The sequence below is a fragment of the Rhodococcus sp. 320_ES genome, assembly GCF_059691855.1.
In genome coordinates this window covers 1-20,117 of the sequence record NZ_JCAWAG010000002.1, presented here as the reverse complement: position 1 = coordinate 20,117, position 20,117 = coordinate 1, and the positions used below count along the sequence as shown (strand labels likewise).

Annotated in this window: 17 protein-coding genes and 2 tRNA genes; 13 read left to right on the top strand and 6 right to left on the bottom strand. The window is 66.1% G+C overall.

Annotated elements, in window-relative coordinates; translation table 11 throughout:
- Both glmU and AC59JP_RS06725 read right to left on the bottom strand, forming a co-directional pair.
- Positions 1-1,458, bottom strand: a complete 1,458-nt coding sequence (gene glmU, locus AC59JP_RS06730) for a bifunctional UDP-N-acetylglucosamine diphosphorylase/glucosamine-1-phosphate N-acetyltransferase GlmU (protein WP_497325711.1) — start codon at positions 1,456-1,458, stop codon at positions 1-3.
- 104 nt (positions 1,459-1,562) lie between these two features.
- Positions 1,563-1,633: transfer RNA gene (locus AC59JP_RS06725), tRNA-Gln, on the bottom strand.
- Between the two features lie 183 nt (positions 1,634-1,816).
- On the opposite strand from AC59JP_RS06725, the gene AC59JP_RS06720 reads away from it, so the two are divergent.
- The 4 genes from AC59JP_RS06720 (at position 1,817) to AC59JP_RS06705 (ending at position 7,979) form a co-directional block, all read left to right on the top strand.
- Positions 1,817-2,452 carry a TetR/AcrR family transcriptional regulator gene (locus AC59JP_RS06720; protein ID WP_497324922.1) on the top strand — a complete coding sequence of 212 codons (636 nt, stop codon included), beginning with the start codon at positions 1,817-1,819 and terminating at the stop codon, positions 2,450-2,452.
- A 162-nt stretch (positions 2,453-2,614) separates the two neighbouring features.
- Positions 2,615-3,259 (top strand): ScbR family autoregulator-binding transcription factor, encoded by a 645-nt coding sequence (locus AC59JP_RS06715; protein WP_497324920.1) that lies wholly within the window; start codon positions 2,615-2,617, stop codon positions 3,257-3,259.
- Between the two features lie 190 nt (positions 3,260-3,449).
- Complete coding sequence (mfd, locus tag AC59JP_RS06710; protein ID WP_497325710.1) at positions 3,450-7,010, top strand: transcription-repair coupling factor; 3,561 nt, start codon at positions 3,450-3,452, stop codon at positions 7,008-7,010.
- Positions 7,011-7,013: 3 nt separating this feature from the next.
- Complete coding sequence (locus tag AC59JP_RS06705; protein WP_497324918.1) at positions 7,014-7,979, top strand: nucleoside triphosphate pyrophosphohydrolase; 966 nt, start codon at positions 7,014-7,016, stop codon at positions 7,977-7,979.
- On the opposite strand, the gene efeB is transcribed toward AC59JP_RS06705, so the two are convergent.
- The 3 genes from efeB to efeU are packed head-to-tail and all read right to left on the bottom strand — an operon-like array spanning position 7,952 to position 11,290.
- A complete protein-coding gene (gene efeB, locus AC59JP_RS06700) occupies positions 7,952-9,286 on the bottom strand; it encodes an iron uptake transporter deferrochelatase/peroxidase subunit (RefSeq protein WP_497324916.1) in 1,335 nt (444 codons plus the stop codon). The two genes, AC59JP_RS06705 and efeB, sit on opposite strands and share 28 nt — an antisense overlap.
- Positions 9,267-10,406 carry an iron uptake system protein EfeO gene (gene efeO, locus AC59JP_RS06695; protein ID WP_497324914.1) on the bottom strand — a complete coding sequence of 380 codons (1,140 nt, stop codon included), beginning with the start codon at positions 10,404-10,406 and terminating at the stop codon, positions 9,267-9,269. Before efeO ends, efeB begins: the two co-directional genes overlap by 20 nt.
- Positions 10,406-11,290: an iron uptake transporter permease EfeU gene (gene efeU, locus AC59JP_RS06690; protein ID WP_497324912.1), complete on the bottom strand. Its 885-nt coding sequence runs from the start codon at positions 11,288-11,290 to the stop codon at positions 10,406-10,408. The genes efeO and efeU overlap by 1 nt, the downstream gene beginning before the upstream one ends.
- A gap of 214 nt (positions 11,291-11,504) precedes the next feature.
- Between efeU and AC59JP_RS06685 the strand changes: the two genes are divergently transcribed.
- The 9 genes from AC59JP_RS06685 (at position 11,505) to AC59JP_RS06645 (ending at position 19,542) form a co-directional block, all read left to right on the top strand.
- A complete protein-coding gene (locus AC59JP_RS06685) occupies positions 11,505-12,182 on the top strand; it encodes a lytic transglycosylase domain-containing protein (RefSeq protein ID WP_497325709.1) in 678 nt (225 codons plus the stop codon).
- Between the two features lie 208 nt (positions 12,183-12,390).
- Positions 12,391-13,686: a phosphopyruvate hydratase gene (gene eno, locus AC59JP_RS06680; protein WP_497324910.1), complete on the top strand. Its 1,296-nt coding sequence runs from the start codon at positions 12,391-12,393 to the stop codon at positions 13,684-13,686.
- A gap of 3 nt (positions 13,687-13,689) precedes the next feature.
- Positions 13,690-14,286: an FtsB family cell division protein gene (locus tag AC59JP_RS06675; RefSeq protein ID WP_497324909.1), complete on the top strand. Its 597-nt coding sequence runs from the start codon at positions 13,690-13,692 to the stop codon at positions 14,284-14,286.
- Complete coding sequence (locus tag AC59JP_RS06670) at positions 14,283-14,801, top strand: DUF501 domain-containing protein (RefSeq protein ID WP_497324908.1); 519 nt, start codon at positions 14,283-14,285, stop codon at positions 14,799-14,801. The genes AC59JP_RS06675 and AC59JP_RS06670 overlap by 4 nt, the downstream gene beginning before the upstream one ends.
- Entirely contained in the window at positions 14,798-15,739 is a 942-nt protein-coding gene (locus AC59JP_RS06665; protein ID WP_497324907.1) for a Ppx/GppA phosphatase family protein, read from the top strand. The genes AC59JP_RS06670 and AC59JP_RS06665 overlap by 4 nt, the downstream gene beginning before the upstream one ends.
- 111 nt (positions 15,740-15,850) lie before the next feature.
- Entirely contained in the window at positions 15,851-17,281 is a 1,431-nt protein-coding gene (locus AC59JP_RS06660) for a short-chain fatty acid transporter (protein ID WP_497324906.1), read from the top strand.
- A 168-nt stretch (positions 17,282-17,449) separates the two neighbouring features.
- On the top strand, positions 17,450-18,292 hold the full coding sequence (locus tag AC59JP_RS06655; RefSeq protein WP_497324905.1) for a sulfurtransferase: 843 nt from the start codon (positions 17,450-17,452) through the stop codon (positions 18,290-18,292).
- A 34-nt stretch (positions 18,293-18,326) separates the two neighbouring features.
- Positions 18,327-18,400, top strand: a tRNA-Leu gene (locus AC59JP_RS06650).
- 227 nt (positions 18,401-18,627) lie between these two features.
- Complete coding sequence (locus AC59JP_RS06645; RefSeq protein ID WP_497324904.1) at positions 18,628-19,542, top strand: hypothetical protein; 915 nt, start codon at positions 18,628-18,630, stop codon at positions 19,540-19,542.
- Between the two features lie 7 nt (positions 19,543-19,549).
- Here AC59JP_RS06645 and AC59JP_RS06640 read toward each other — a convergent pair whose 3' ends face one another.
- Complete coding sequence (locus AC59JP_RS06640; RefSeq protein ID WP_497324903.1) at positions 19,550-19,930, bottom strand: hypothetical protein; 381 nt, start codon at positions 19,928-19,930, stop codon at positions 19,550-19,552.
- Positions 19,931-20,117 lie beyond the last annotated feature (187 nt).

Here is a 20,117-nt window from a genome sequence, read left to right as displayed (position 1 = left end):
TTACTCGCCGTCCTTCGTGTCGTTCTGATCGGTGCCGCGTGCGCGTGCCGCCGCTTCTGCTGCTGCCGTACCGGGGCGCTTCTTCTCGACCCAGCCGTCGATGACTCGCTGGGATCCACCGGAGACCGCAAGCGCTCCCGGGGGTACATCATTGCGGAGCACGGTTCCGGCTCCCGTATAGGCCCCGTCCCCGACGCGGACGGGAGCGATGAACATCGTGTCCGATCCGGTCCGGACGTGCGATCCGACGACCGTGCGGTTCTTGTTGACCCCGTCGTAGTTGACGAACACGCTCGACGCCCCGATGTTGGAGTGTTCGCCGATGTCGGCGTCGCCGACGTAGGTCAGGTGCGGCACCTTGGAGTGTGCGCCGATGCTCGCGTTCTTGACCTCGACGAACGCGCCGAGCTTGCCGTCGTCGCCCAGGACGGTGCCGGGGCGAAGGTAGGTGTAGGGGCCGACGGTCGACCCGGCGGAGACGACGGCGCCGTCCGCGTGCGTGCGCACCACCGACGCGCCGTCGCCGACGACCACGTCGGTGAGCGTGCAGTCGGGACCGATCACGGCGTCTTCGCCGATCTCGGTGTTCCCGTGCAGGTGAACGCCCGGCTTCAGCAACGCGTCCCGGCCGATGGCGACGTCGATGTCGACCCACGTGCTGGCCGGATCGACGACGGTCACGCCGGCGCGCATGTGTCGTTCGAGTATGTGCTGGTTGAGGATTCGCGTGACTTCCGAGAGCTGGACGCGGTCGTTGACTCCGCGCACCAGCGACGGGTCGGTCAGCTGCGTGCTGAAGACGGGCAGGCCGCGCTCACGGGAGATACGCAGAACGTCGGTGAGGTAGAGCTCGTGCTGGGCGTTGTCGGTGCCCAACTGTGTCAGCGCCGCGCGCAGCGACGCGGCGTCGAACGCGTAGACGCCGGAATTGACCTCACGAATGAGTACCTGCTCGGGGGTGGCGTCGGCGTGCTCGACGATTTCGGCGACATGGCCGTCGGCGTCGCGCACGATGCGGCCGTACCCGTTGGGCTCCTCGGGCACGAACGTCAGCACCGACATGGCGACCGGTTCGCCCATCGAGAGGTGGTCGTGCACGAGGGCGCGCAAAGTATGCGCGTCGAGCAACGGAACGTCGCCCGCGGTCACGACGACGGTTCCGTCGAAATCGTCGGGCAGAGCGGTCAATCCACACTGGACGGCGTGGCCGGTTCCGTTCTGGTCTTCCTGCACCGCCGTGACGATGGGGCGGTTCAACTCGGACGACAGCGCGTCGACGGCGGCGGTGACCTGCTCGCGATCGTGGCCGACGACGGTGATCAGGTGGTCCGGATCGAGGCCGTCCGCGGCGTGCATCGCGTGCCCGAGCATGGTGCGACCGGCCAATGCATGGAGAACTTTGGGAGTCTTCGATCGCATGCGAGTCCCCGCGCCTGCGGCGAGCACGATGACGGCGATACCAGAATTGCCGACCGGCTTCCGGCCTGCCCCGGGGTCCCCGACCGGCCTCCGGCCTGCCCGCATCGGCATACGACTCCCTCTGTTTCGGAACGATTCATCGGCTCCGCCGCCAGGACTCGAACCTGAACTATCTGAACCAAAATCAGAGGTGCTGCCATTACACCACGGCGGATTGCCGCTCGGAGATGGACGCACAGAGCTCCGCCCGTCACCGTGTGAGCGCGTCGATCCTCGCACGTGAGCCAGGGTCGAGTCGAACCGCCACGTCCAGAGAGGCATGGTTCCGCAGGCTCCACTCCCGGCCGCTGGGGTCGTTCCGCAGGCTCCACTCCCGGCCTCGTGACAGGCTGGAGTCATGACGACCGGCGACACCACGCCCGAGCGAGCCACCCGAATCCGGATGACCGGGACACAACGGCGTGAGCAGCTCATCGAGATCGCACGCACGCTCTTCGCGGAGCGCGGATACGAAGCATCGTCCATCGAGGAGATCGCCCAGCGCGCCGCGGTGTCCAAACCGGTCGTGTACGAGCACTTCGGCGGCAAGGAAGGCCTCTACGCGGTGGTTGTCGACAGGGAAATGTCGACGCTTCTCGCGATGATCACCGATTCGCTGACCGGCCATCGCTCGCGCGTGCGTGTCGAAGCAGTCGCGCTGGCTCTGCTGACCTACGTCGAGGAGCGGTCCGACGGCTTCCGCATCCTCGTCCGCGACTCACCGGTGGCGGCGCCGGACGGTACCTACTCGAGCCTGCTGAACGACGCGGTCGGTCAGGTCGGCCACATTCTGGCCGGCGATTTCGAGCGTCGCGGATTGAACCCGCAGCTTTCGCCCCTGTACGCGCAGGCCCTCGTCGGAATGGTGTCGATGACGGCGCAATGGTGGCTCGACGACCGAACTCCACCGAAAGAGGTGGTCGCCGCACACGTGGTCAATCTTTGCTGGAACGGCTTGACCAATCTGGAAGCCGATCCGCAGCTCGGGGCATAACAAGGGAGCAGCATCGGACATCGGTACGCGAGTTCGATGCCGGGGTCGCGACGGACACGGTGGGCAAACTCTCGACCAGTTGGGCCCGCTGTCAAGTGGTGCGGTGGTACCGTTCATCCGATATTGGAAGATCGGTAGTCCTTTACTCTTGAGGCGGATGGCATGGTAAGACAGGCACGCGCCGAGATCACTCGGGACACGGTGCTGGCGGGTGCAGCCAACGTTTTCCTTCGTCTGGGCTACGCCAACGCCAGCTTGAGCGAGATCATTTCCCAGTCGCAGGTCACCAAGGGCGCTCTCTACTTCCATTTCGGATCCAAGGAAGAGCTGGCCCGCGCGGTCATCGACGAGGGAACCACCCGGTTGGCTGCAGCGTGGTCGGCACTGGACGACGGCCGCATCCCGGCGCTCGAGGCCACCATCGGCATCTCCTACGCGACGGTCGACCTCGCGGTCGCCGATCCCATGGTGGCGGCGATGTTCCGGCTCAAGCATCAGATCGGCGACTACCGCGGCACCGCGGGCAACGTCGTCGCGTCGTGGAGCGAGTCCTACCTCGATCTGGCCACTCGCGCGGTCGAGCAGGGCGACGTGTTCCCCGACGCCGACCCGGAGACCGTCGGCACGCTGTTTCTCGAGATGATCATCGGCGCCCACATGGTCGCCGTGGCCACCGACTCGACCGACGACCTCGCTCCGCGCATGGAGCGGCTCTGGTACTACCTGCTGCCGTCGCTGGTCCCGCCGCAGAAGCTCGACTACTTCCGCGAGTTCGCGGCGCGTCGGGTTCTGCGGTACGGCGCCTGAGTTCACGCCTGACTGCATCTCTGTCGGCGTGACCTCCTAGACTCGGAGACGTTCCACTCTCGCGTCAGGAGTACAGCCGTTGTCCCCGTCCTCCCATGCCCCGTTGATATCGTCGCGGGCTTCGGACGTCCGCATAGCGGCTCTCGCGTCGCTTGCGCTCACCGACGGTTCGCTGCGCTCGGTGTCCGAGATGGTGGGGCGAGCGTCGGCCACTCTCGTCGCCCCGGTCGCCGCTCGTAGCTTCGTCTCCGCTGCCATTGCGCAGAGCGCTCCCGTTCTCGTCGTCACCGCCACCGGGCGTGAAGCGGACGATCTCACGGTCGAGCTCACCGAGATGTTCGGTGGTGCCGTCGCGCAGTTCCCGTCGTGGGAAACCCTTCCGCACGAACGGCTTTCGCCCGGGTCGGATACCGTCGGCCGGCGTCTCGAGGTTCTGCGCCGTCTCGCGCGGCCCGACGATGCCGACTACGGTGAGCCGCTGCGCGTCATCGTCACCACGGTGCGCTCGGTGCTGCAGCCGATGGCCCGCGGGCTCGGGATGATCGAGCCGATCGCCTTGCGTGTCGGCACCGAGATCGATTTCGACGAGCTGCAACAGAGGCTCGTTCAGCACGCGTACACCCGCGTGGACATGGTGGGTAAGCGCGGCGAGTTCGCGGTGCGCGGCGGCATCCTCGACGTCTTCTCGCCGACTGCCGATCACCCTGTGCGCGTTGAGTTCTGGGGTGACGAGGTCACCGAGGTGCGGGCGTTCTCCGTCGCCGATCAACGCTCGCTGCCCGAGGTGAGCATCGACGGCGTCATCGCTCCGCCGTGTCGAGAGATGATCCTCGACGAGGAGGTGCGCGACCGTGCCGCCCGGCTCGCCGCGGACAATCCTGCCGACGCTGCGCTCGTGGAGATGCTCGAGAAGATCTCCGCGGGCATTCCCGTCGAGGGCATGGAAGCCCTGCTTCCCGTCCTGAAGGCGGGTGGACTCGAGTTGCTCACCGACGCACTTCCGGCGGGAGCGCACGTGCTCATCTGCGACCCCGAGAAGGTGCGTACTCGGGCCACCGATCTGGTGCGGACCGGCCAGGAGTTCCTGGAGGCATCGTGGACGGCGGCCTCCATCGGCGGACTCGCACCGCTCGACACCAGCACCCTCGACACCAGCGGTGTGGGCGCGCCGCAGCTCGATCTGAGTGCGTCGGCGTACAAATCCTTGCGGCAGGTGCGCGAGAGCGCCGAGGCCTCGGGCCGGCCGTGGTGGACGATCAGTCCACTCGCATCGGGCAGTGACGAGGAAACCGTTCTCGACATCGATCCGACCCCCGACGTGCGGGGATCCGACGAACTGCTCGCGTCTCTCTTCGCCATGTTGCGAGCGCACGTCAAGTCCGGCGGTCGCGCCGCCATCGTCGTCGCCGGATCCGGTACGGCGCAGCGCACCGTCGAACGTCTCCGCGAGGCGGACGTGTCCGCGGTGCACGTCGACACCGAGTCCGAGCCCATCGCCGGTTCGGTCAGCGTGCTGTGCGGCTCGCTGCACGACGGACTCGTGCTGAAGGACGCCGGCCTGGTCATCGTCACCGAGGCCGATCTGACGGGCAACCGAGTGGCGGCGACGGGCGACGGGCGAAGGCTTCCGGCCAAGCGGCGCAACCAGGTCGATCCGCTGGCTCTCACCGCCGGGGACATGGTGGTGCACGAGCAGCACGGCATCGGCCGATTCGTCGAGATGGTCGAACGGACCGTCCAGGGCGCGCGGCGCGAGTACCTCGTGGTCGAATACGCGCCGAGCAAGCGCGGGCATCCCGGTGACCGGTTGTTCGTCCCGATGGAGGCGTTGGATCAGCTCTCGCGCTACGTCGGCGGCGAGATGCCCAGCCTGAGCAAGCTCGGCGGATCCGACTGGACCAACACCAAACGCAAGGCGCGCAAGGCAGTTCGCGAAATCGCGGGTGAGCTCGTGCAGCTCTACGCCGCGCGTCAGGCCGCACCCGGACACGCCTACGGCCCCGACACGCCCTGGCAGACCGAGATGGAGGACGCGTTCGCGTTCACCGAGACCGTCGATCAGATGACGGTCATCGCCGAGGTCAAGGCCGACATGGAGAAGCCGGTCCCCATGGACCGTGTCGTCATCGGCGACGTCGGCTACGGCAAGACCGAGATCGGCGTGCGGGCGGCATTCAAGGCGGTGCAGGACGGCAAGCAGGTGGCTGTCCTGGTGCCGACGACTTTGCTTGCGCAGCAACATCTTCAGACCTTCCAGGAGCGGATGGCGTCGTTCCCCGTCACGATCCGAGGGCTCTCGCGCTTCTCCGACGCCAAGGAGTCCAAGGAGACGCTCGCCGGTTTGGCGGACGGCACCGTCGACATCGTCGTCGGCACGCACCGGTTGTTGCAGACCGGTGTGCAGTGGAAGGACCTCGGTCTGGTCGTCGTCGACGAGGAGCAGCGGTTCGGCGTCGAGCACAAGGAGCACATCAAGGCGCTGCGTACTCACGTCGACGTCCTGACCATGTCCGCGACGCCGATTCCCCGCACACTCGAGATGAGCATGGCCGGGATCCGGGAGATGTCGACCATTCTCACTCCGCCGGAGGAGCGCCACCCCGTCCTCACCTACGTCGGGGCGTACCAGGACAAGCAGGTCGCCGCCGCCATTCGCCGCGAGTTGCTCCGCGACGGCCAGGTGTTCTATGTGCACAACCGCGTCAGCTCCATCGACAAGGCGGCGTCGCGGATTCGCAGCATGGTGCCCGAAGCGCGCGTCGTGGTGGCGCACGGTCAGATGAACGAGGACACCCTCGAGAAGACCGTGCAGGGATTCTGGGAACGCGAGTACGACATCCTCGTCTGCACCACCATCATCGAGACCGGCCTCGACATCTCCAATGCCAACACGCTGATCGTCGAGCGCGCGGATTCGCTCGGCTTGTCGCAGCTGCATCAGTTGCGCGGTCGCGTCGGCCGCAGCCGCGACCGTGGGTACGCGTACTTCCTGTATCCGCCGGAGAAGCCGCTCACCGAGACCGCCTACGACCGCCTGGCCACCATCTCGCAGAACTCCGACCTCGGCGCCGGTATGGCCGTGGCGATGAAGGACCTCGAGATTCGCGGCGCCGGAAACGTGCTGGGTGCCGAACAGTCCGGGCACGTCGCCGGCGTGGGCTTCGACCTCTACGTTCGTCTGGTCGGTGAGGCGGTGGAGGCGTATCGCGCCGCAGCCGACGGCACCCCGATCACCACCGACGAGGCACCGAAGGAAGTGCGGATCGATCTGCCCGTCGACGCGCACATTCCGCCGGACTACGTCACCAGCGATCGCCTCCGCCTCGAGGCGTACCGCAAGCTGGCCGCCGCCTCCACCGACGCCGAGATCGCCGCGGTGATCGAGGAGCTGGTGGACCGCTACGGTCCGGTCCCGGCCGAGGTCGGCCGTCTGGTCGCCGTCGCGGTGCTGCGCATCCTGTGTCGCCAGTACGCACTGACCGACGTGTCGATCGCGGGCACCATGCTCAAACTGGCACCGATGGATCTGCCCGATTCCAAGCAGATCAGACTGAAACGGCTCTATCCGAGTGCCCAATACCGGGCAACAACAGGTACCGTCCAAATTCCAGTGCCACGTGTTGCCGGGGGAGGCGTGGGCTCGGCGCGTGTTCGTGACGTCGAGCTGCTGCAGTTCGTCGCCGACGTCCTGCTGGCACTGGACGGCAAACCGGCCGGTTCGGTGCGTGTGGAACAACCATTGGGGGTGTGACGGGTGACAGTGCTCTTGCTGGATCCGCTGCGTCCGACCATGGTGCCCGTGCAGGCCGTGAAGCTGCTCGAGAATCCGATCCTGTTCACCGAAGAAGTGCCCGTCGCCATTCGGTGGCGCCTGTCGGGAATGGCGGCCGCCGACAGCGACGGTGAATCGGTTCTGATCAGCACCACCCGTGACAACCCGGACGTGCAGGAGCGGATCGCCCGCGGCGAGGACGTCGTCGAGGTCCCGGTGCCGGAGGCGGGAAACCTGGACGAAGCCGTCTTCATCATGGACCGGCTGCGCTCGCGCGGTGGGTGGGAAGCCACCCAGACTCATGACTCACTGCGCACGTACCTGCTCGAAGAGACGTACGAGTTGCTCGACGCCATCGCCTCGGGCGATCCGGACAACATTCGGGAAGAGCTGGGCGACCTGCTGCTCCAGGTAATCTTTCATGCACGCATCGCGCAGGACGCCGAGGAAGGCGCGTTCGGCATCGACGACGTCGCCGCCGGTCTGGTCGCCAAGCTCACGCACCGCAGTCCGCACCTGACCGACGCGTCCACGGGGCCGATCGACATCGGCGAACAGGAACGGGCGTGGGAAGAGCGCAAGGCGGCCGAGAAGCTGCGGGCGTCGTGCATGGACGGCATCGCGATGGCGCAACCGTCGCTCGCTTTGGCCGAGAAGGTGATGGCGCGGGCGGCGCGAGCGGGTCTGCCCGACGAGTTCGTTCCGGACAACTTGCGCGAGGTGCGGCTCGACGTCTCCGGTGATCACGGCGGCGACTCCGCCGAGGACCGGCTGCGCAGGCACGTGAACGAATTCGTGGCCGACGTGCGCGCCGCCGAGAGGGCAGCAGCCATGGACGGTGTCGTTCCCGGAACCCTCGATGCGGTGGCGTGGAAGCGCTATTGGCCGGGCGCCGAGCCGAGTGCGCACGGTCTGGGCGCTCAGCCGAACAGCGTCGAACCCCAGTAAGCGTTCTCGTCACCCTCGGCTACGCCGGGCGGGCAAGCGAACAGCGCAGACCCGACGTGCGAGATGTACTCGTTCAGTAGGTCCTTGCGCGCCAGCGCGGTCTGCATCGGAACGAACTGCTTGGTCGCGTCACGGCAGAACGCAACGAAGAACAATCCCGCGTCGAGGTGGCCGAATCCGTCGCTGCCGTCGGTGAAGTTGTAGCCGCGACGCAGGATCTTGACGCCGCCCAGCGATTGCGAGGATGCGAGGCGGATGTGCGCATCCTTGTCGATCTTCGATGAACTGAGGTCGACCGCGTCGAATTCGTCGGTGGCGCCGAGCGGTGCCCCGGTGGCTTTGGATCGTCCGATCACACGTTCCTGCTCGCCGAGTACGGAACGGTCCCATGGTTCGATCTTCATCCGAATCCGTCGGGCGACGAGGTAGCTGCCGCCTGTCATCCAGCCCGCCCCGTCCGCGGGCGGGCCGGAGGCCGGTCGGTTGTCTGCGGGCAGGCCGGAGGCCGGTCGGTTGTCCCTACCGTCGACCCAGACGTAGTCGGCGACGGACGAATCGTCCTCCGACTTGATGTTGTTCGTGCCGTCCTTGAATCCGAACAGGTTTCGCGCGGTGGCCTGTGTGGTGGACGTCGAGGACGTACGCCCGAAACCGAGCTGTGACCACCGGATCGAGGCGGTGCCGAAGGCGATACGCGCGAGGTTGCGGATTGCGTGGACCGCGACCTGAGGGTCGTCGGCGCACGCCTGAACGGCGAGGTCGCCGCCGCAGCGGGCCGGGTCCAGGTCATCGCCCGGAAAGCGTGGAAGCTCCTCGAGCGCAGCAGGTTTGCGGTCGAATATTCCGAAGCGGTCGTTGTCGGCGGTCCCGAAGAGAGATGGTCCGAAGCCGATGGTGAGGGTCAGATTCGACGAATGCAGCCCGTACGCCTCACCCGTGTCTCCGGGTGGTTCGAACTGACCGCCACCGACCACGCCGCCGGGTACCGACTCGGCGCCGACGGTCAGCCGTTCGGCCATCGTCGTCCACTTCTTCAGCATCGCGACGAGCTCGTCGCGGGAAGTGGTGGTGACGTCGAACGTTGCGAAGTGCATCCGGTCCTGGGCGGGGGTGACGATGCCGGCTTGGTGTGCGCCGCGAAACGGCACCACCGACTCGGCAGCGACAGCTGCGGTCTCGGGAACCGGGGATGTTGTGCGGCCGACGACCACGCCTGCGCCGACGGCGACGGCACCGGCGCCCACTCCGCCGAAGAGCCGACGGCGGGAGAAGCGCCTACCGCCGGTATCAGCTTCCTGCGACGACACCCTGCACCTGGCTCACCGACGCGGACAAGGCGTCTATCTTCTGGGACAGTGCCTGACGCTGGGGCTCGGTGACGGTGTCGTAGAGGACGAAACCGTCGCCCTGTCGATACTTGCCCAACTCGGAGTCGAGATCGTCGAATCGATCCTGAATTTCCTTCTCCAGAGACGGGTTACGCTCCGCAAGGATCGGCTGTAACGCGGCGATGGCCGCCTGTGATCCGTCGACGTTGGCCTGGAAGTCCCACAGGTCGGTGTGGGAGAAGTAGTCCTCTTCGCCGGTGATCTTGGTCTGGGCAACCTCGTCGAGCAGTCCCTGGGCGCCGCCGGCCACCTGGATCGGATCCACTGTGAAGCTCGAAGCCTGTACACCCGTGGCCAATTCGTTGATGTCGGCGACAAGCTGATCGGCGATCGCGCCGGTGTCGGGCTGCAGTCCCCGATCCCAGAGGTCCTTCTCGAGACGGTGGAAACCTGTCCACGGCGTACCCGGTTCGACATCGGGTTCCCGCAGGTCGATGCGAGGGTCCAGATCGTCGGGGAAGCTCTCGGCCACCGGCTCGATGCGTTCGTAGTAGGTGCGCGCAATCGGGTACTGCACCTTGGCTGCCTCGACGTTGCCGTCCTTGATCGACGTGGCGAACGTGCCCGTCGTCTCCTGCAGTGCCGTGATCTGACTGAGGACGTACCGCTTGTATCCGTCTGCGGCATCGACAAGTCGGCCGCTCTCGTCGCTCGCGACGGAGTCGCCGGAGACCACGAAATCGGCGCGGATGCCGTCGCCGACCATGCCTGGCTTGCACGCCGTCTGATACGTCGCTGCCTCCGGGAGCGAGACGATCAGCTGGCGGGAGACGCCCGGGCCGATGTTCTCGACCTCGCCCATGACACGGTCGCCGGCGCCGTAGACGTAGAACTCGGTGGTCTTGCTGCCGTTGTTGGTGACCTGAAAGGTCGACTGGCCCGTGCCCGCGGTCGTCGTGGACAACTCGCACGAGTCGTCGGTCGCGGTGACGGCGATGTCACCGTCGGCGGTTGTCTCCGGCGTCGATTTCGCTGTGCAGGAGGCAAGGGCGATCGGAAGTAAAGCGGCCGCGACGAGGACGCGGGTGGTGCGGCGCATCAGAGTTGCCTTTCGAGTGTGGATTCGGCGGGTAGGGATGTCGTCGCGGGACGCAGGAACAAGGTCAGAACGACGGCGAGGTAGAGCCCCCATGCGAGCACTTGAAGGAGCGTCGGATCGGGCCGGATGTTGAAGATGCCGGCGACGAGGGTGCCGTACCAACTCGACGAGTCCCAGCTGCCGCTGACGTCGAAGGCCACGGTGGATCCGCCGGGGAGGATGCCGCCCGTCTGCAGTGCACGAAGCCCGTACGCGAGGATCCCGGCCGCGACGAACACGAGAAGGACGCCCGTGTATCGGAAGAACCGTGCCAGGTCGATGCGGATGGTGCCGTAGTAGAGAAGCACGGTCAGGACTGCTGCGACCAGGACGCCGAGAAGCAAGCCGGCCAGCGGCCACATGCTGCCTCCGGTGTTCTCGGCGTATCCGACCATCAGCAACGCGGTCTCGACACCTTCGCGTCCGACTGCGAGAAACGCGAGGAGAAGGACCGACCCCGCGCCGAGGTCCAGTGCTCGGGCCATGTTGTTCTTCAGATTGCCGGAGATGGACCGAGCGGCGGCACGCATCCACAGCACCATGCCGGTGACGATCACGACGGCGGCGAGCGACGCCACGCCGGCGATGACCTCGGCGGTCAGGCCTGTCACCGTCGATGTTCCGAAGTGGATGGCGAAGAAGACGACCGCAACCATCGCTACCGCTCCGACGACTCCGGTCCACACCCATTTCAGTGCATCGCGTCGACCCGACTTGACCAGGAACGCAACCAAGATCATGACGACGATGCCGGTCTCGAGCCCTTCGCGGACGCCGATCAGGCCGCTGCCGACCATCTGCGTCGCGATGGAGGGTGCAGACGCACCTGCGGCGGAAAGAGACACGACGAGCACTCCTAGGTTGGAGAGGCTTGCCTCGGCAAGGCTAGGCGACCCTCAGTTGACTGGAGGTGAACATACACGGGCGGAGCGGCTCTGTTGACCGCGTTGACCAGCGGTTTTACAAGACTTTAAGGTTTTATTACCCTTCGTCTGGATGATGGAAGGCGTGACCTCCCGCCGCGCACTCTCGATCGCCGGGTTCTCGGCCGTCGCCGCGATGCTGATCGGAGGGTGTTCGCAGGCTCCACGTGTTGCGATACCCGAAGGCATTCCGCCCGGGCCTGGTACCCCGGTCCCCGCCCTCGACGTGGATGCGCCCGGCCGCACGGCCGACCTGCTGAACGGTTGGGCTGCACCGCAATCCGACGCGCTGGGCATCTCGGTGACCGCCCTCGAGGCGTACGGATACGCAGCTCTGGTGATGGCTCGCGCCGCTCCGGGATGCGGCATCACGTGGACGACACTGGCCGGAATCGGTGCCATCGAGAGCAGGCACGGAACCTTCCGTGGCTCGTCGGTCGGACCGGACGGGACGGTCACCCCACCCATTCGAGGTGTTCAGCTCGACGGAACGGCGGGCAACACCACCATCCCCGACACCGACGGCGGAGAACTCGACGGTGATCCGGTGTACGACAGGGCCATGGGTCCGATGCAGTTCATCCCCGAGACCTGGCGGAAATGGGGTGTCGACGCCAACGGCGACGGCGTGGCCAGCCCCGACAACATCGACGACGCGGCGCTGACCGCGGGCAGGTACCTGTGCGATCGCGGCGGGGACCTGACCACCGCCGAAGGGTGGCAGCGTGCGCTCAACGCCTACAACCTGTCCGGCAAATACCTACGCGACGTGCGTGACCGGGCGGCGGCGTATTCGGTGGGCGTGAGCGGATAGGGGCGGCTTCGCCACCTGTGCAGGCGGCTTCGCCACCTGTGCAGGCGGCTTCGCCACCTGTGAGCGAATTAGTGCCCTGGAGGGGCGGTTTTCACGCACAGCGGGGTGGGCCTGCGCGTCCCGAGCGAGAGACCCACCGTGACGGCTACGCTGTCCCCGGGCGTGACCACGCCCACCCTTTGTTTCCGGTACCAAGAGGAGTACATACGTGGCCATCATCGAACAGGTCGGAGCTCGCGAGATCCTCGACTCCCGTGGCAATCCCACGGTCGAGGTCGAGGTGTTGCTCGAAGACGGCACGTTCGCGCGCGCGGCGGTTCCCTCCGGCGCATCCACCGGTGAGCACGAGGCAGTGGAGCTGCGAGACGGTGGCGATCGCTACGGCGGCAAGGGCGTCGCGAAGGCAGTGGAGGCAGTGCTGGGCGAGCTCGCCCCCGCCGTCATCGGCATCGACGCATCCGATCAGCGCAGTGTCGACCAGGCGCTGCTCGACGCCGACGGCACCCCGGACAAGTCCCGCCTCGGAGCGAACGCGCTCCTCGGTGTCTCCCTCGCGGTAGCCAAGTCCGCCGCCGATTCGGCCGGCCTCGACCTCTTCCGCTACATCGGTGGCCCGAACGCCCACATTCTTCCGGTCCCGATGATGAACATCATCAACGGCGGCGCGCACGCGGACAGCGGTGTCGACGTCCAGGAATTCATGATCGCCCCCATCGGCGCGCCCACCTTCAAGGAGGCGCTGCGCTGGGGCGCCGAGGTGTACCACTCGCTGAAGTCGGTGCTCAAGTCCAAGGGCCTGTCCACCGGTCTGGGTGACGAGGGCGGTTTCGCTCCGGACATCGCCGGCACCAAGGCTGCTCTCGAACTGATCGGCGAGGCCATCGGCAAGGCCGGGTACGAGGTCGGAACGCAGATCGCGCTCGCCCTCGACGTCGCGGCCACCGAGTTCTACACCGCAGGAAAGGGTTACGCCTTCGAAGGCTCCACCCGTACCGCCGAGGAGATGTCGGCGTTCTACGCGGAGATCCTGGGCGACTACCCGTTGGTCTCCATCGAGGATCCGCTCGACGAGAACGACTGGGACGGTTGGGTTTCCCTCACCGAGACCATCGGCGACCGGGTGCAGATCGTCGGCGACGACCTGTTCGTCACCAACCCCGAGCGCCTCGAGAAGGGAATCATGGAGGGCGCGGCAAACGCCCTGCTGGTCAAGGTGAACCAGATCGGAACGCTCACCGAGACTCTCGATGCCGTCGATCTCGCGCACCGCAACGGCTACCGCACGATGATGAGCCACCGCAGTGGTGAGACCGAGGACGTCACCATCGCCGACCTCGCCGTCGCCGTGGGCAGCGGCCAGATCAAGACCGGTGCCCCCGCCCGCAGTGAGCGCGTCGCGAAGTACAACCAGTTGCTCCGGATCGAAGAGGCGCTCGGCGACTCCGCTCGGTACGCCGGAGATCTCGCGTTCCCGCGACTGGACTACGGCAACAAGGACGCATAACCGATGACCGACCGGGACAGGCAGCGGCCGAGCCCGCGGCCGGGCAGTCGTGCGAGAGATCGCAGCGACCGCCCGGGCCGTTCGGCTCGGCGCGGCAGCGGGGCATCGCCATCACGCGACGCGGCTGCCACCCCGGTCGACTCGTCCTCTCTCGCAGACGATTCGGAGTCGACGTCCGGACCACGTCGCATTCGACCGAGACGCGAGAAGAAGCCCGCCAAGGAGCGCACATTCCTGGGCCTGTCGACGGGTAAAGCAGTGATCCTCGCCGTGGTCGTCTGCGCCTTGGCCTTGACTCTGGCGGTCCCGCTGCGTACGTACGTCGGTCTGCAGAGCGACGCCCGTGCGGCGGCGGCAGATCGCCAAGCTCTCGAAGATCGCGTGCAGGAGTTGACCATTCGTAAGAATCAGACCGACGATCCGGCATATATCACCGCTCAGGCTCGCGAGCGGCTCGGTTTCGTGATGCCCGGTGAAACCCCGTACCAGGTTCAATTGCCCGGTGCGCGAGCACGTTCCGACAGCGAGAACGACGCTCCCACCGCAGCGACCGGTCCGTGGTACAGCAGCCTGTGGTCGTCGGCCACCGAGGCGCGATGAGCACTCCCGTCTCGGAGGCCGATCTGCAGGCAGTGGCCGAGCAACTCGGGCGTGAACCGCGTGGCGTACTCGAGATCGCCTACCGCACACCGGACGGCCGGCCTGCCGTGGTGAAAACCGCTCCCAAGCTGCCCGACGGCACGCCGTTCCCGACGCTCTACTACCTCACCGATCCGCGCCTGACTGCCGAGGCGAGCCGCCAGGAATCGGCGGGCGTCATGCGCGAGATGACCGAACGCCTCGGCGTCGACGAAGACCTGGCCGCCGCGTATTTGCTTGCCGCGCAGTCGTATCTGGCCGAGCGCGACGCCATCGAGCCCCTCGGAACGGACTTCACCGGCGGGGGAATGCCCGATCGGGTCAAGTGTCTGCACGTGCTCATGGCGCACTCGCTGGCGAAGGGGCCGGGCGTGAATCCGCTCGGCGACGAGTCGGTGGCGCTCGCGGCACAGGGGCCGCTGCGCGGAACCGCGTTGCCGGCCGATTGGCCCACGATCGACGAGCTGCGCGCATGAGAGTGGCCGCGATCGACTGCGGTACCAACTCGATTCGTCTGCTCGTCGCGGATGTCGACGGTGGCAGGCTTGTGGATCTGGCCCGTGAAATGACGATCGTGCGGTTGGGGCAGGGCGTCGACGCCACCGGCTCCTTCGACCCGAGTGCCATCGAGCGCACGCGGGTGGCGCTGGAGAAATACGTCGGGCAAATTCAGGATCTCGGCGGAGTCGACGCGGTGCGGATGGTCGCCACATCGGCGACGCGCGACGCCGACAACCGCGAAGTGTTCTTCGAGATGACGCGCTCGGTGTTGGCCCCGATCGCCGAAGGTGCTGTCGCCGAAGTGATCACGGGAGACGAGGAAGCGCGGCTGTCCTTCGCCGGCGCCGTGGGTGATCTCGATCCAGCGCAGGGACCGTTCCTGGTGGTCGACCTCGGCGGTGGCTCGACCGAGCTCGTTCTCGGCGACGCCGACGGCGTGCGGGCAGCGTTCTCGGCCGACATCGGTTGTGTCCGACTGACCGAGCGGTGTCTACCCTCCGATCCGCCGTCCGCGGCGGAGGTGTCGGAGGCTCGCGCATTCGTGGAGGAGCGGCTTGCACCGGCCTTCGCGGCAGTGCCCGTCGGCCAGGCGCGCACGTGGGTCGGAGTCGCCGGCACGATGACCACCTTGTCCGCCATTGCGCAGGAGCTACCGGCGTACGATCCTGATCGAATTCATCTGTCGCGCATCGACTTCGACACGCTCTCGGGCGTGTGCGACCACCTGGTATCGATGACGCGCGAGGACCGTGCGGCGTTGGGCCCGATGCATCCCGGTCGGGTCGACGTGATCGGCGGCGGAGCCATCGTGACCACCGTGCTGGCCGAGCAGATCGGCCGAGCCGCGGGCATCTCGTCGCTGACGGTCAGCGAGCACGACATTCTCGACGGGATTGCACTCAGCATCGCCTGATCTGCATTCGCGCACATGGTGTCTGCGGCGATTTGTCTTGCTTCGTCTGCGTCGACGGTGAATTGTCTGTGGTCGGGGCCACAGCATCGCCGAGGTGAGGACAGTATTTCGATGACGACGCAGGATGCCACCGCACCGAAAGAAACGGGGCTTGCGCGCACAGCGCAAGCGCTCGCGCGCGGAACCGAGAAGTGGTTCCCCGATGCGTACATCTTCGCTCTCGTGGGCGTACTCGTGGTGGCGGTCGCCGCGTTCGCGAACGGATCGTCTCCGCAGAACGTGGTCGACGCCTTCGGCAACGGCTTCTGGGACCTGACGGCGTTCACCCTGCAGATGGCGATGGTGGTGTTGACCGGCTACGTGGTGGCGACGTCGCCGCCCGTGGCCAAGTTGATCACCCGGTTGGCTCAGGTGCCGAAGTCACCGAGCACTGCCGTGAGTTTCGTTGCGCTGCTGTCGTGTTCGGTGTCGTTCCTGAACTGGGGTCTCAGCCTTGTCTTCGCAGGGTTGCTGGCCCGCGCCATCGCACGGCGGTCCGACCTTCGTGTGGACTATCGGGCGCTGGGCGCCGCGGCCTTCATGGGGTTGGGCGCGGTGTGGGCGTTGGGGATGTCCTCGTCAGCAGCTCAGCTCCAGGCAACGGCGGCATCGCTTCCGCCCGCGCTGCTGCAGATCACCGGTGTACTCGACTTCGGAAAGACCATCTTCACGTGGCAGTCGTTGGTGATGCTCGTGATCATCATTGTGCTGACTGTCGTCGTCGCACATCTCTCGGCACCGAAGGGCGCCGCGATCAAGACGGCGGAGGAGATGGAGATCGATCTCGACGACACCATCGACGAGCCGGCGCCGCGGAGCAGGCCGGGGGAGTGGCTCGAATACAGCCGCCTGCTGCCCATCTTCGCCGGCGCGATGACGCTCGGATGGCTTGTGTCGCAACTGCTCACCAAGCCCGTGCTGTCCGTGGTGAGCAGTCTGAACGGCTACCTCTTGGTGTTTTTGATGCTCGGACTGGTCCTGCACGGAACGCCGCGCCGATTCCTGGACTCCGTCGCGAAGGCCGTACCCGCAACCGCCGGAATTCTGGTCCAGTTCCCGCTGTACGCCGCGATGGCTGCCATTCTGACCAAAGCGACCGGCCGCGGCGGAGTGACCATCTCCGAGCACCTGGCCACTTTCTTCACCAACATCGGTGGCGGCGGCGCCTTCGCCGTGGTCATCGCCGTCTACACGGTGATCCTCGGCCTGTTCGTGCCCTCCGGCGGCGGCAAGTGGTTGGTGGAAGCGCCGTACGTCATGCAATCGGCCACCGACGTGCAGATGAACCTCGGTTGGACCGTCCAGATCTACAACGTCGCCGAGGCACTGCCCAACCTGATCAACCCGTTCTTCATGCTTCCCTTGCTCGCCGTGTTGGGTCTGCGGGCGCGCGATCTGATCGGATTCACGTTCCTGCAGTTCATCATTCACTTCCCGGTGGTGCTGCTGCTGGTGTGGCTGCTCGGGATGACGTTCGACTTCGTGCCTCCGGTGGTGCCGTAGGTCCCTCGCTGTGCGGTGATCACGGCGAAATCGTTCATAGATCGGCGTATTGCGCGCACTCTCGCCGTGATCACCGGGGCGGCGGCGAAAAGCGGGACGCCACGGCGGAAACAGTGCCCCGATATCGCCCTGCTGTCCCACATCGCGGCGGTGTTCTAGGGTTCTGCCATGTCCGACATTCTGATCACCGCCGCGGAGTTGTCGCAGGCACTGGGCTCCGCGAATCCTCCTGTCCTGCTCGACGTCCGTTGGGCACTGGGTGATCCGCACGGCCATGAGCACTACCTCGAAGCACACATCCCCGGCGCCGTGTTCGTCGACCTGGCAACCGAATTGGCCGGCCGGGGTGCGCCGACGGACGGTCGACACCCGCTGCCCGAGATCGGCGATCTGCAGGACAGCGCGCGACGCTGGGGCATCGACGACGGTTCGGCCGTCGTGGTCTACGACGCGACCGGGAACATGGCGGCCGCGCGGGCGTGGCGGCTGCTGCGGTGGGCGGGTCTGGCCGACGTCAGACTGCTCGACGGTGGCTTCCCTGCCTGGCAGCGCAGCGGTCTGCCCGCCGCGTCCGGCGACGAGGCCGCCGCGCGGCAGGGAACAGTAACGCTCACCGAGGGGCACCTACCTAGCCTCACCGCAGACGACGCTGAAGCACTTCCCGGCACGGGCATCCTCCTCGACGCGCGCGCCGGCGAGAGGTACCGCGGCGAGGTCGAGCCGATCGATCCGAGTGCTGGGCATGTTCCCGGTGCAGTGAGTGCGCCGACGTCCGAGAACCTGACCGACGACGGGCACTTTGCGAGTGCGGACGCTCTGCGAAAGCGGTTCGCCACGTTGGGAATAGGTTCCGGTGACACGGTGGGTGTCTATTGCGGGTCAGGTGTCACGGCGGCCCACGAGATCGCGGCGCTCGCGATCGCCGGAGTCGACGCTGCCCTGTTCCCCGGGTCGTGGTCGGCATGGTCGTCCGACCCCGCTCGGCCGGTCGCAACCGGCGTCGACGGCTGACGGCTGCGCCCGATACAGTGGCGCCGCAGGGCACGCCCCCATAGCCCAATTGGCAGAGGCAGAGGACTTAAAATCCTTGTGTTGTCGGTTCGAGTCCGACTGGGGGCACAGGTAGGGGCGTTGCAAGCATCTCTGAGCGCCCGCCACGCCGCCACCACGCCGCCGCGTGGCTGGTCCCGCGTGTGGGCAGCGGACGTAAAAGCCCTGGAGGTAACTGGCGCGCATCACGCAGGAGCGAGAGGGCGAGACTGAATGGGTGGTGGACACGCGGCGGCTTAGGGTGCGAAAGGGTTAGTGACACATAATTGTCGGTGCCGGTCGGTATGGTTCGCGGCATGGTTTTTGCGAAGGCTCTCTACGCGCTTGGCGTGATTCTTAATCCACCCCTAGCCCGCGCCGTTGACCGGGGAAAGCGTGGACACACCTTGGAACCATGGGGGCTTCATCCCCATCGAGCCGATCCCGGTACGCCAATGGCCTTAGATGACATGGACGGGTTCGACAGCAAAATTCCGGAGGGGGTGTGCGGGACTGTGTTATTCCCGATCATGAATGCGACAGATGCGCTCGCGTCCATTCAGATCCTCCTGAGAAGCGGTGCAGGCAGCATTCCGTTCAAGCACCACACGTCGTCCTTCTTGTCGATGTGCAGGACAGCTTTCGAGTCATCGGCCCAGGCGATCTGGATACTCAGTCCTGAAGACAGAGAGTCACGGCGGGCTCGCGCGGCAGACCTCGCGCGAATCGGAATTGAGCACGCCCGCGACTACCACAAAGAAGCCATCAACGCCCACGACAACAAACTCATGATGCGACCTGATGAGCTTTATGGACAATCGAAACACCGATACAACTTCCATCAAGACGAACTAGCAGTGCTCGGCACGTTGCCTCTTCAAAGCGGCAAGGGTTACCCCGCAATGGTCCGCAAAGCTGCAAACTGGCTTGAAGCCCATCCTCCAGCTCATACAACCGACATGCAGGGAAAGCACTTCCCCACCATTATGAAGCAGCAGTACCGCCTGTGTTCCAGTTTTACCCACGGACATTCGTGGTCGACGACCTTAGCGACCAAAAGATCGGATGTGTTCGCCATGATGGCGGATGCTGCCATGACTGCCGTTATCGGCACGGAGTGCGCGATCGCGCTGTATGAGGCGCAGGCATCAGACCCAAAACGTGGACGCAAAAGCTACTATCCCGAGCGCCTCCAACCCAGCATCGACACCTGGCGAAATCTCTACGTGTGATACTCGGTCAACCCGACCGCTTTCCGAACAGCGGCACCACGTTGGACGGAACCTGCTGCGGCTTAACAGGGATAGCGGACGGGGGCGGCGGCAGCAGCAGGTTGCCCGCGCCTCCGTCTTCCTCGGGGATCCAGTCGCCGTAGGTATCGGGCGTCAGCGTGAACGTGCTGTGCCCCAACCACATTGACACCTGCATAAAGTGCGTACCGGCCATCAGTTGCATCGTAGCCATGGAATGCCGTAGGTCGTGCAGGCGTACGCCGCGTGTGGCGGGCGTGCTGCCGTTGGCCGGTGCGCTGACGGGCAGGCCCACAGCGACCAACGCGGGCTGAAAGATGGAATGGTAAAAGGCGCTCATCGCGATCGGCTGCGACCAGTCGTACGGCACCGCGTGCAGGGTGCCCGCTGGCCGGTACCCGCCGCCGTTCTTACGGCTGGGCCACAACGGCGCTGTGGGCTCGTCCGCACGGGGGTGGTGCCCTGCCAGGTAGGCATGCATGAACCGTCCTGGTCCTGATGGAGACTTCGTTCAGGCCACCTCGCGGTCGGAGGCGGCGTTCGTGCGGTTCTGACGG

Bases quoted from the DNA above. Each gene is read 5' to 3' on its own strand.
- AC59JP_RS06675 (WP_497324909.1), top strand. From the start codon at position 13,690: ATGACCGACCGGGACAGGCAGCGGCCGAGCCCGCGGCCGGGCAGTCGT.
- AC59JP_RS06655 (WP_497324905.1), top strand. From the start codon at position 17,450: ATGTCCGACATTCTGATCACCGCCGCGGAGTTGTCGCAGGCACTGGGC.
- AC59JP_RS06670 (WP_497324908.1), top strand. From the start codon at position 14,283: ATGAGCACTCCCGTCTCGGAGGCCGATCTGCAGGCAGTGGCCGAGCAA.
- AC59JP_RS06715 (WP_497324920.1), top strand. From the start codon at position 2,615: ATGGTAAGACAGGCACGCGCCGAGATCACTCGGGACACGGTGCTGGCG.
- efeO (WP_497324914.1), bottom strand. From the start codon at position 10,406: ATGCGCCGCACCACCCGCGTCCTCGTCGCGGCCGCTTTACTTCCGATC.
- mfd (WP_497325710.1), top strand. From the start codon at position 3,450: ATGGTGGGGCGAGCGTCGGCCACTCTCGTCGCCCCGGTCGCCGCTCGT.
- AC59JP_RS06720 (WP_497324922.1), top strand. From the start codon at position 1,817: ATGACGACCGGCGACACCACGCCCGAGCGAGCCACCCGAATCCGGATG.
- AC59JP_RS06660 (WP_497324906.1), top strand. From the start codon at position 15,851: ATGACGACGCAGGATGCCACCGCACCGAAAGAAACGGGGCTTGCGCGC.
- AC59JP_RS06645 (WP_497324904.1), top strand. From the start codon at position 18,628: ATGGTTTTTGCGAAGGCTCTCTACGCGCTTGGCGTGATTCTTAATCCA.
- AC59JP_RS06665 (WP_497324907.1), top strand. From the start codon at position 14,798: ATGAGAGTGGCCGCGATCGACTGCGGTACCAACTCGATTCGTCTGCTC.
- AC59JP_RS06685 (WP_497325709.1), top strand. From the start codon at position 11,505: ATGCTGATCGGAGGGTGTTCGCAGGCTCCACGTGTTGCGATACCCGAA.